The organism is Acinetobacter sp. AG1 (genome assembly GCF_001005525.1).
Classification (GTDB): Bacteria; Pseudomonadota; Gammaproteobacteria; order Pseudomonadales; family Moraxellaceae; genus Acinetobacter; species Acinetobacter modestus.
On the sequence record NZ_LBMZ01000064.1, the window covers coordinates 1 to 9,831 of the forward strand.

The following is a 9,831-nucleotide window of genomic DNA, read 5'->3' on the forward strand; positions in this document are numbered from 1 at the left end:
TCCTGTACAGGAGGTTTTTCTTATTTTACTTCTAGTAATTCAATATCGAAAATTAGTGTGCTATTTGGCGCAATCACATCACCTGAACCCACTTCACCATATGCTAAATTTGCTGGAATAAAGAAACGACTTTTACCACCTACTTTCATGGTTTGAACGCCTTCAGTCCAACCTGCAATGACTTGATTAAGTTTGAATTCAACTGGATGATTTCGTGCAATTGAACTGTCAAATACCGTATCGTCTAAGAGTCGTCCTTCGTAATTTACTTTCACTGTTGAAGTTGATTTAGGTGATTTGCCTTTGCCTTCTTGGATCACTTGATACTGTAAACCTGATTTGGTGGTTGTAATCTCAGCTTTCTTTGTGTTTTCAGCTAAAAACGCTTTTCCAATTTGCTCATTTTTTTGAGCAAGCTCCTGAAATTCTATGAGTTGTTTTGCTTCTAGACGCTTTTTATATTGGCTTAATAGATTAATCATTTCTTCATCAGTTAACGATGCAGACTTACCTTGTATGGCTTCATCTAGACCTTGTGAGATTGTTGCAATATCAAGATCTTTTAATGTCTCAGCGTAACTCTTACCAATTAAATAACCGTAACTATATCCTAACTGATCTTTTTGAGGGCTTTTTAAAGTAATTGGTGCTGCATGTGCTGTCCCCATCATTGAGGCAATTAAAATTAAACTTAGTTTTTTCATTATTTCTTCCAAAATAAAGGAGAGCGTATGCTCTCCTTGGTACTATTTATTTTACAGCGATTAATTCGACATCAAAAATTAATGTGCTATTTGGTGGAATAGAACCAGGAACACCTTGTTCTCCATAAGCAAGCTGAGAAGGGATATAAAGCGTTGCTTTGCCACCTTCTTTCATCAATTGTAAACCTTCTGTCCAACCTGGAATCACTTGGTTGAGTGGAAACTCGATTGGTTCACCGCGGTCATAAGAACTGTCAAAGACCTTACCATCGGTTAATTGACCTTTATAGTGAACTTTCACAACAGACGTTGCGACAGGTTGTTTGCCAGTACCTTCTTTAATAATTTTGTACTGTAAACCGGAAGCCGTTGTTTTCACACCTTCTTTTTTCGCATTCTCAGCTAAAAAACTATTGTTTGTGGTTTCAGCTTTTTTTGTTTCATTAAGTTGTTTTTGTTGAAGTTCCTTTTGGAATTCCATATAAGCAGCTTGTAATTCTTCTTCGGTGTATGCAGCAGGCTTTTTGGCATGCCCATCACGGAAACCTGTGATAAATGCAGCTGTTTCCAATTCAGGTGGTGTTTGTTTTGCAACTTCATAGCCTAAGGCATAACTGATTTTTGCAACAGGCGCTGCATTCTTATCAGCTTTTGATCCAAGTTCAGTCGTTGGATGCTGAGTAGCATAGTAAACAGGAACAAGGGCTGCGCCACCTAAAACGACTGCTGCAATGACAGGTAAAGCTTTACTCATGAGATGTCCGAAGTAAGATTTTAATAAAAAATATTGTCATGATCTTAGCATGTCTAAGCTTAAGCATTGAATAACTCAGCTAAAAAATGCGTGTATTTTTTATATAGTTTATGTGTTTATCAATAAAAAGCCAGACTTTGAGATCTGGCTTTTTGAGATGATTATTGTGATGGATTTTTAATCATCTTTATTTGCTTTGTAAGCATATGAATAATTGTATCCATACCCATAACCAGCACCAGCACCAGCACGTTGAATATCATTTAAAATGAAGCCATTTACTTTGACATTCGCTTGTTCAAAGCGACTTAAACTTAGTTCAAGCTCTTTCATTTGTGATTTAGCATAGCGTGCTACCAGTAAGTTCACACCCGCATATTGAGAAATGATAATTCCATCTGTTACAGCAAGTACAGGTGGCGTATCAATGATAATATGATCATATTCTTGGCTTAATTGGTTAAGTAATAATTCAAACTGCTCAGATCCTAACATTTCCGATGGATTCGTTGGACTTTTACCTCGCGTAATGATACTTAAGCCATCTACTTCAGTTGCATTAATCACTTGGTTTAGATCAGCTTGATGACTTAAAAATTCAGATAAACCAGGCTTTACATCTAAATTAAAATATTTATGCATATAGCCACGACGCATATCTGCATCAATCAAGAGAACTTTCTTATTGCTTTGCGCAAAGATAGTCGCCAAATTGGTTGAGATAAATGATTTACCAACCTCAGGAGAAGGGCCTGCAATCACAATGACATTGTTTTTTGCACTTGCGAGTGCAAAATGAATCGCAGTTCGAATACTACGTAAGCTTTCGATTGCAATATCATCATTATGCTTAACCGCAAGAATAGGAATAGTCTTCTTTTTCTTTAAAATACTGATACGTGTCTCTTGAATCGGAGAGCGGGGTACAGTTGCATAAACAGGTAGATTGAATTCATTCTCAATTTGCCCAGTATCTTTGATACCCGTGCGCAACATATTACGTAATAAGGCAATAAGTGTACCCAGAAAACCGCCAAAGAAAATAGCAAGAATAAGTACTTGTAATTTCTTTGGCTTAATCGGTTCGACAGGTTCAACCGCAGTATCTACAATACGAACATTACCAATTTCTCCAGCTTTTGCGATTCGGAGTTGTTGATACGAATTCAGTAGAGCCGTATAGAGTTGAGTTTTGACCTCAACTTCACGATAGAGTTGCAAGTATTGTCTTTGGATGTCTGGAAGTTGTTTTAATGTACTATTTAAATCACCAATTTGTTTATTAATTGCAGTAATTTGAGCATTAATTTCTCGCATAGCTGGATGCTCATTAGTATATTTGGCAGCTAAATCAGCTTGTTGTTGCTGCAATTCTATTCTTTTTGTTTCTAAAGTGATGCTTTGAGTAAGGTAAAGCTCAGACTCTTTGGTGACATCAACAGTATTATATTTTTGACGGAATCTATTAAATTCACGTTCTGCATTATCAAGCTGTTTCTTTAACTCTGGTAGTTGTTCATCTAGAAATTTAAGCGTTTGGGCAGTTTCAGCAGAACGACGTGCAACATTTTGGGCGCTATATGCAGATAAGATAGCATTTAAAACTTTGGTAATGTGCTGTTTATCTTGCCCCTGATAGTTCAAACCAAGAATTCCAGTCAGTTTTCCTCTTTCCGCAACTGTATAATTTGAACTAAGAGAATTGACAGCAGCGGGTAAAGATTTCTTATGAATTCGATATGAACTGGTTAAAGTGTCTTTTGTAAAAACACTTATTTTCCATGAACCATATTTATTTTGGGTGGAATTTGGCTGATTAAGTATGCCAGTAAATATAACCTGATCATTTTTGGGATCAATTAAAAAGAATTTCTGATCTTTGAAATTGAGCGTCAAACCTTTATCAAGGAATTGACTAGGAATTAAAAAATCTCTTACTTCAAATTGCTTGGTATTATCTTTGAAGATAATAGATTGAGGGTTATATTCGGTGGTATAGTGTGGTTTTTTGAGTAATCGATTACGTAAATTATCTTCTGTACTGGAAATATTAAGATCGAGATGCAGTGCTTGAATTACTGATCCTAAAACTAAACGAGATTTTAAAATTTCGATTTCAGACTGAGCAGGTGATTTTTGATCAATCATTTGTGACAAGTCGCCTAATAAAGCAGCTGAGGCTCCCTTACTGTCTTCAACTTGAACTAAGGCATCAACTGAATAAGTATCAGGTGTTGCACGAAGGTACAAAAGTGCACATACAAGACTAAGAATGATAAATAAAGCAATTAATTTCCATTGAGCAATAAGAGAGAAAAAAAGCTCTTTCAAGTCAATTGTGTCTTCAGTATTGGTATTTTGGCTCATAATCTTAATCTAAAAGTTAAATATAATTTTTCCAATCAGTGACACACTGTTGAATAAGCTGACATGTCTCATCGAAAAAGGTCTGATCATGCTGATATGGGTCTGGCACATTTTTATTTTGCCAATGGCCTAAGCGGAAAACTTTTCCTTTAGCAAAAGGCCATGTTTGTTCAATATGAGCTTGCTGATTTTTGCTCATCACGAGAATTAAATCTGCTTTTTTTAAGTGCTCAGTATTTAATTTCTTAGCGATATGCCTACTCATATCAATATTTAAATGTTGCATACATAGCTGTGCTTTGTCATCAGCAGGATGACCTGAAAGTCCAGAAATACCTGCTGACTCTATCGTTAGCTGAGGATAATCCTGTTTTAGTAAGTATTCTGCCATAGGGCTACGACAAATATTACCAACGCAAACGACTAAAATACTTTGAATCTGCATGATTACTTACCTAGCTGATCAAAGCTATAAAGTGCGCTGGAGAAAGGTACAATCTGGTTCATAACACGTTGCCAGCGAGTTAAGCCAGTTGCATCAATATACACAATATCGTTACTACGTAAACGGAATTGATTTGCTAGCCCAAAGTCACCTAGACTCATTAAATTCAAATGATAAAGTTCAGTTCGATGATCATTTACGTTAGTGCGTAATACATAAATTCGGCTAGCACTTGCGGATAAAGGATTCAAACCTAAACCTTCACCTAGAGCGTCGCTTAAAGTCATGCCCTGATCGCGCATTGGCAGAGCTTGGTTTTTACCAGACTCACCCATAATATATATTTTCTGATTGTCTTTAGTACTTACGTAAATTGTATCGTTTGGTCGAATTAAAAGTTTGTGTAACGAATAGCCTGCTTTTTCTAATTCAAGTGTATTGAGATTATAAGTAGTACCATTACGTACTAATTGTATATAAGTATTATCACCTAATTCAGATACACCACCAGCCATACCAAGAGCAGTATATAAATTGATAGGTTGGTCATTTAAATAAAATTGTCCGCCTTTTTTTACACTTCCTTGTACAGAATACCGTTGTCCTTGATAGTTTAAGACTCTAACAATTACGTCAGGATTTTTTAAAAAATGAGCAAATTGATTTCGTAATTCTGTAGTTAATTGACTTAAAGTTTTACCGGATGCCTTGTATCGACCGACTAAGGGCAATTGGATGAATCCAGTATAATCAATAGGGTATCCATTGGCTTGAATCGATTGATCATTCGTCAGATTGTTTACAGGCGGGGTGATTTCAGGGTATGCCCAGAGTTGGATGGATAAAACATCACCTGAACTTAAACGGTATACGTGCTGAGGCTGGTTGAATAAATCGGTATAGTTTTGTTGGTAATTCAACTGGGTTGGTTTTATCGATTGTAATGTATCTTGAGTTATTTTTATAACACTTACAGTCGTCCCAAGATCAGTTTTATAAACCCCTTCATTTGGAATATCGTAAGTTTGAAGACCAGAAGTGACAGCACATCCAACAGCACTTAAGCTAATTGCAAGGATGGAAAATAATTGATAATGCTTCACAATTTACCCTTGAATATTTATAAAATTTATATCAGCTTAGACACAATCATATGTGTTTAGACTTAGAATTTTGCCAATTCTAGCTCAAAAATCCTAAAAAATCACCGATTAATCGTTTAGCTTTGTATGTTAAGTTTATCTGACTGGACAAACGATTTTGTTAATTATTGATAATATTGTATTTTAGTAGAATTTATGAGTGAAACCGCTTAAAAAGAAAAATACGTTATACAATTTCGTTATAGTGTCGAGCAAAACTCTGCTATATTGTGCCCAGAAAAATTGATGGTTTCTATTTCTTTCATTTGAATTTTAAATACATTGTAGGGATTAAGGCTAATTTTATGAAACTTGCCGAATTAAAAATAGCAATTATTGGTTTGGGATATGTGGGTTTACCGTTAGCTGTCGAGTTTGGGAAAAAAAGTTCAGTTATTGGATTTGATATTAATCATAGTCGTATTGATGAGCTGAAGCGTGGAGAGGACCATACTTTAGAAGTCTCATCAGATGACCTTAAAAAAGCAGATCAGCTTAACTTTAGTGCGAATTTACATGATTTAAAAGAAGCTAATTTTTTTATTGTTACAGTTCCAACACCAGTTGATCAAGTAAATCGTCCAGATTTAACACCTTTGAAAAAAGCGAGTGAAACAGTAGGTCAAGCTTTAAAAAAAGGTGACATCGTAGTTTACGAATCAACAGTTTACCCTGGTGCAACAGAAGAAGTTTGTATTCCAATTTTAGAGAAAATATCGGGTTTAAAATTCAATCAAGATTTCTTTGCAGGTTATAGCCCTGAACGTATAAATCCTGGGGATAAAATTAATACTTTAACCAAGATTAAAAAAATAACCAGTGGCAGTACGCCAGAAATTGCGAATACTGTTGATGCCGTCTACGCTAGTATTATTACGGCAGGCACTCATAAAGCATCTAGTATCAAAGTCGCAGAAGCAGCCAAAGTAATTGAAAATACACAACGTGATTTAAATATCGCTTTGGTCAATGAGCTTTCTGTGATTTTTGACCGTTTGGGTATCGATACTATCGATGTACTTGAAGCAGCTGGAAGTAAATGGAATTTTTTGCCATTTCGCCCTGGTTTAGTCGGTGGGCATTGTATTGGTGTTGATCCATATTATTTAACACATAAAGCGGAAGAGGTGGGTTATCACCCACAAGTGATTCTGGCTGGCCGCCGTATCAATGACAACATGGCACGTTATGTTGCACGTAATACTATTAAGAAAATGCTTCAAAATGGCATCGATGTCCCTCGTGCAAAAGTTGGGGTGCTAGGGGTAACTTTTAAAGAAAATTGCCCTGATATTCGTAACAGTAAAGTTGCAGACTTAATTAAAGAGTTTGAGGTTTGGGGGGCTCAAGTGGTTGTGTCCGACCCATGGGCTGATGCTGACGAAGTGAAGCACGAGTATGGTATTGAGTTGGGGCTTGTTGATGCTGAACACCCTGTCGATGCACTTGTTGTCGCTGTTGGACATAATCAATTCCGTAACTTGTCTGCTGCTGAACTAAAAACATATGTGCGCAACGATAAGCCTGTTCTTGCGGATGTTAAAGGCCTATTTAATCGTACAATCATAGCTGAACATGGTTTTACAGTATTCCGTCTATAATTTAGAAATTGAAAAGAAGTGAAATGATGAAAAAATTTGCTCTTATTGGTGCAGCCGGATACATTGCACCACGTCATCTTAAAGCGATTAAAGAAACAGGCAATACTTTAACTGTTGCTATGGATGTGAATGATTCTGTAGGAATTATGGATAGTCATTTTCCTGAGGCTGAGTTCTTCACTGAGTTTGAAGAATTTGAAGCATATGTAGAAGACCAAAAATTAAAAGGTGAAAAGCTAGATTATGTTGCAATCTGCTCACCGAACTATTTACATGCACCTCATATGAAATATGCTTTGAAAAATGGCATTGAGGTCATTTGTGAAAAGCCATTGGTGCTGAATTCAGAAGATTTAAATATGCTATCTGAATATGAAAAACAGTATGGTGCCAAGGTAAACTCGATTTTACAACTACGTTTACATCCATCAATTATTGCATTACGTGATAAAGTTCAAGCTGCGCCAGCAGATAAAGTATTCGATGTTGACCTAACTTACCTGACTTCCCGTGGGAAATGGTATTTAAAATCATGGAAGGGAGTGGACAATAAATCAGGTGGTGTAGCCACCAATATTGGTGTGCATTTCTATGACATGCTTCATTTTATTTTTGGGAAAATCGTTAAAAATGAAGTGCATTTCCGTGGCGAAAAAACAGCTTCTGGTTATTTAGAGTATGAGCGTGCGCGTGTACGTTGGTTCTTGTCAATTGATGCAAATAATTTACCAGAAAATGCAGTGCAAGGCGAAAAACTGACTTACCGTAGTATCACGATTGAAAATGAGGAGCTTGAGTTCTCAGGTGGCTTTACTGATCTCCATACACAAAGCTATCAACGTGTTTTGGAAGGTAAAGGTTATGGTGTTGAAGAAAACCGTGCTGCGATTGAAACAGTTGAAGTGATTCGTGTATCTCCAATTGTTGAAAACCCGAAAAATCCACACCCATTATTGGCAAAGGTGAAAAAGGCATGAGCTTTTATCAACATGAAACAGCCATAGTTGATGATGGTGCACAAATTGGTGAAGATTCACGTGTTTGGCATTTTGTTCATGTATGTAGTGGCGCCAAAATCGGTAAAGGTGTGTCTTTAGGTCAAAACGTATTTGTGGGTAACCGCGTTGTCATTGGCGATCACTGTAAAGTTCAAAATAATGTATCGGTTTACGATAATGTCGTTCTGGAAGAGGGCGTATTTTGTGGCCCAAGCATGGTTTTTACCAATGTATATAACCCGCGCTCTTTGATAGAACGCAAAGATCAATATCGTGACACACTGGTGAAAAAGGGTGCCACATTAGGGGCAAACTGTACTATTGTCTGTGGTGTTACCATTGGTGCTTATGCATTTGTTGGAGCTGGTGCAGTCGTAAATAAAGATGTGCCTGCCTATGCGTTAATGGTGGGGGTGCCAGCTAAACAGATTGGTTGGATGAGTGAATTTGGTGAGCAGCTTGATCTTCCTTTACAAGGACAGGTACAAGTAACCTGTTCTCATACAGGAGCAGTTTATCAACTCGATGGAACGACATTAACAAAGCAGAGTTAATATGATTGACTTTATTGATTTAAAAGCACAGCAAAATCGAATTAAAGATAAAATTGATGCAGGTATTCAGAGTGTATTGACACATGGTCAATATATTTTGGGGCCAGAAGTAACAGAACTAGAAGAAAAGTTAGCTGCTTACGTTGGTGCGAAGTATTGTATTACTTGCGCGAATGGGACAGACGCTCTGCAAATCGCACAAATGGCATTTGGTATTGGACCAGGTGATGAAGTAATTACTCCAGGTTTTACTTATATTGCTACTGCTGAAACTGTTGCATTATTAGGTGCAAAGCCTGTTTATGTAGATGTAAATTCTAAGACCTATAATTTAGATGTTGAAAAATTAGAAGCAGCAATTACACCTAAAACAAAGGCTATTATTCCTGTGAGTTTATATGGTCAGTGTGCTGACTTTGATGCCATCAATGCGATTGCCACGAAGTATAATCTTCCTGTGATTGAAGATGCTGCACAAAGTTTTGGAGCGACTTATAAAGGTCGTAAAAGCTGTAATTTAAGTACAGTTGCTTGTACTAGTTTTTTCCCAAGTAAACCATTAGGTTGTTATGGCGATGGTGGTGCAATTTTCACTAATGACGAGGAGTTAGCTAAAGTCATTCGACAAATTGCTCGCCATGGACAAGATCGTCGTTATCACCATATTCGAGTTGGCGTTAATAGCCGTTTAGATACTATTCAAGCAGCAATTTTATTACCAAAATTAGAAATTTTGGATGATGAAATGCAGGCTCGTCAAAAAGTAGCTGAAATTTATAATCAGTTATTTAATCAAGCCGGTGTTCACACCACACCATACCTAGAGCCACATAATACCAGCGCATGGGCACAATATACGATTCAGGTCGATAATCGAGCAGAAATCCAAAAAGAGTTACAAGAGCAAGGTATTCCAACAGCTGTACATTATCCAATTCCATTGAATAAACAACCAGCAGTTGCTGATACAAATGTATGGTTACCTGTAGGTGATGCGATTGCAGAAAGAGTCATGAGCTTACCTATGCACCCTTATTTAAACAAGACAGATTTAGATTTTATTATATCTGGATATCTAAATGTCTAATTTATTAATGCTGACAGCAAGCTTTCCTTATGAGGGTGGAGAGCAATTTATAGAACCTGAAATAAATTTTTGGGGAGAAAGTAGTTTTAATAAAAAATATATTTTACCCGAAACTGGCTCTGTAAATAAGAGATATTATCCAGATAATATTTGCTTATTAAATGATTTAATAAATAGAA

Annotated in this window: 9 protein-coding genes and 1 pseudogene; 5 read left to right on the plus strand and 5 right to left on the minus strand. The window is 36.6% G+C overall.

Translation table 11 applies throughout. The annotated features are described in order from the left end of the window. Positions 1 to 20: 20 nt before the first annotated feature. The 5 genes from AAV96_RS01165 to AAV96_RS01185 form a co-directional block, all read right to left on the minus strand. Positions 21 to 704 (minus strand): FKBP-type peptidyl-prolyl cis-trans isomerase, encoded by a 684-nt coding sequence (locus AAV96_RS01165; protein WP_046737996.1) that lies wholly within the window; start codon positions 702 to 704, stop codon positions 21 to 23. Between the two features lie 46 nt (positions 705 to 750). Next, positions 751 to 1,458 (minus strand): FKBP-type peptidyl-prolyl cis-trans isomerase, encoded by a 708-nt coding sequence (locus tag AAV96_RS01170; protein ID WP_004665347.1) that lies wholly within the window; start codon positions 1,456 to 1,458, stop codon positions 751 to 753. Between the two features lie 177 nt (positions 1,459 to 1,635). Then, positions 1,636 to 3,825 (minus strand): polysaccharide biosynthesis tyrosine autokinase, encoded by a 2,190-nt coding sequence (locus tag AAV96_RS01175; protein WP_046737997.1) that lies wholly within the window; start codon positions 3,823 to 3,825, stop codon positions 1,636 to 1,638. Positions 3,826 to 3,841: 16 nt separating this feature from the next. Continuing rightward, positions 3,842 to 4,270 carry a low molecular weight protein-tyrosine-phosphatase gene (locus AAV96_RS01180; protein ID WP_046737998.1) on the minus strand — a complete coding sequence of 143 codons (429 nt, stop codon included), beginning with the start codon at positions 4,268 to 4,270 and terminating at the stop codon, positions 3,842 to 3,844. 2 nt (positions 4,271 to 4,272) lie between these two features. Then, complete coding sequence (locus tag AAV96_RS01185; RefSeq protein ID WP_046737999.1) at positions 4,273 to 5,373, minus strand: polysaccharide biosynthesis/export family protein; 1,101 nt, start codon at positions 5,371 to 5,373, stop codon at positions 4,273 to 4,275. 344 nt (positions 5,374 to 5,717) lie between these two features. On the opposite strand from AAV96_RS01185, the gene tviB reads away from it, so the two are divergent. The 5 genes and pseudogenes from tviB to AAV96_RS01210 all read left to right on the plus strand — a co-directional run. Further along, entirely contained in the window at positions 5,718 to 7,013 is a 1,296-nt protein-coding gene (gene tviB, locus AAV96_RS01190; RefSeq protein WP_046738000.1) for a Vi polysaccharide biosynthesis UDP-N-acetylglucosamine C-6 dehydrogenase TviB, read from the plus strand. A 26-nt stretch (positions 7,014 to 7,039) separates the two neighbouring features. Beyond that, positions 7,040 to 7,990, plus strand: coding sequence for a Gfo/Idh/MocA family protein (locus AAV96_RS01195; RefSeq protein ID WP_046738001.1), 951 nt, complete (start codon positions 7,040 to 7,042; stop codon positions 7,988 to 7,990). Next, the gene (gene wbpD, locus AAV96_RS01200) at positions 7,987 to 8,565 is read left to right on the plus strand and encodes a UDP-2-acetamido-3-amino-2,3-dideoxy-D-glucuronate N-acetyltransferase (protein ID WP_046738002.1); all 579 of its coding nucleotides are present in this window, start codon (positions 7,987 to 7,989) and stop codon (positions 8,563 to 8,565) included. Before AAV96_RS01195 ends, wbpD begins: the two co-directional genes overlap by 4 nt. Before the next feature lies 1 nt (position 8,566). Beyond that, positions 8,567 to 9,652, plus strand: a complete 1,086-nt coding sequence (locus AAV96_RS01205; protein WP_046738003.1) for a DegT/DnrJ/EryC1/StrS family aminotransferase — start codon at positions 8,567 to 8,569, stop codon at positions 9,650 to 9,652. Beyond that, positions 9,645 to 9,831, plus strand: a pseudogene (locus AAV96_RS01210) (polysaccharide biosynthesis protein); the annotation flags it as partial. The gene AAV96_RS01205 and the pseudogene AAV96_RS01210, both read left to right, overlap by 8 nt.